This window comes from Lactobacillus agrestimuris (assembly GCF_943193025.1).
GTDB lineage: Bacteria > Bacillota > Bacilli > Lactobacillales > Lactobacillaceae > Lactobacillus > Lactobacillus agrestimuris.
The window spans coordinates 1-1,315 of record NZ_CALPCQ010000052.1 but is presented as its reverse complement, the minus strand read 5'-3'; the positions used below and the strand labels follow the sequence as shown (position 1 = coordinate 1,315).

The window sequence follows — 1,315 nt, the reverse complement described above, 5'->3', positions numbered from 1 at the left end:
TCCTATTTTGATTAAATAAATAATTAAAAAATCAATTTGCGAGAAAGAACTATTTACACAAAAGATTTGACAGTCTCTACAAAATATTGTTAGGTGTTAAATCATTTATTATCAAACCTTTAGTATTGATAATATTTATAGTTTTATATAAATTCCAAAAAATTTTGGCTATCTTTTGTAAATATGTCAGATACTCTTTTTCACTAGCATTCGGATAATATATTGGATTTTCTAATCGAATATGTTTTAACAAATTCCAATTAATATACTCTTCGACTAAATAATCGCCATCCTTTGTTTCAAAATAATCAATTGGTGCAGGTACAACTTTTCTTTTAGACAAATCTAAAAGAACTTTATATTCTCTTCTTCTAATTGCTCTAACATCTTCTGGAACCATTTTTTTAAAAGCAGTTCCACCAATATATTTTCTAGCCTCTTTAATTACAACTCGTTTATTGTTTTCTTTATTTATGGCCTCATATACACCGCCAAAATTGCTAAACTGCAGGGCATCTACAAAGTGATATTTTTTTAACATCGATTTAGTTTGATTATCAACAGTACTTATAGTACTAACTTTTATTGGATCTTTTGTTAGCCAATCAGGTTTATAATGACCAATCACTCTATCATCACATTCTTTGATACCTTCCTTATTTATTATGCTATAGATTGGATCACCTTCATTGTCATACCCTAATATTCTTTTAAAGGCCCCGTATCTGAAACTAACTTCATTATTTTTTGAAATTCTTTTGTCAGTTAAAACCGGAATACCAGTATATTTTCTTAGTTTTTTATTGAGAAAATATGTAATAGTACGAAATTGAATTATATTCTGAGGATATATCGTAATGAATTTTCCTGTTTGTTCTCTAGGGAAATTTTTTGATAACATAATATTTTTTCCAACTTCGTCTACCACTTTAAAAGAAATTCCTAATGAAATAATATATGGAATAACAATTAATAAAACATTTAAATAATTGTCATCCGAAGCCGATACATGTATTTTCCATCCCTGGTATTTCAAAGGGTTATTCAAAGAAATACAATTAATGAATATACCTTTTTTCTTGAAATAATAATTTTTAAATTTGATTTGATCTATCAATATACTTTCAATAGGATCCAATTCTTTAAAGTTTTTAAGATTATATCTCATTAATTCATATTTCTTAAATAAATTAATATCTAAAATATCCATCATTATCCCCTCAAATTACGAAATTAATGAGACTGTCAAATAGTTTGTGTAAATAGATCTTTCTCGTAAATTGATTTTTTAATTTTTCTTTTAATCAAAATAAGA

General features: G+C 25.6%; 1 protein-coding gene. It reads right to left on the bottom strand.

From position 1 onward, the window contains the following. Nucleotides 1–76: 76 nt before the first annotated feature. Complete coding sequence (locus NFR82_RS08800; RefSeq protein WP_251717899.1) at nt 77–1,210, bottom strand: class III lanthionine synthetase LanKC N-terminal domain-containing protein; 1,134 nt, start codon at nt 1,208–1,210, stop codon at nt 77–79. Nucleotides 1,211–1,315 lie beyond the last annotated feature (105 nt).

Coding starts and splice junctions, on each gene's coding strand:
- NFR82_RS08800 (WP_251717899.1), bottom strand. CDS start 1,210: ATGGATATTTTAGATATTAATTTATTTAAGAAATATGAATTAATGAGA.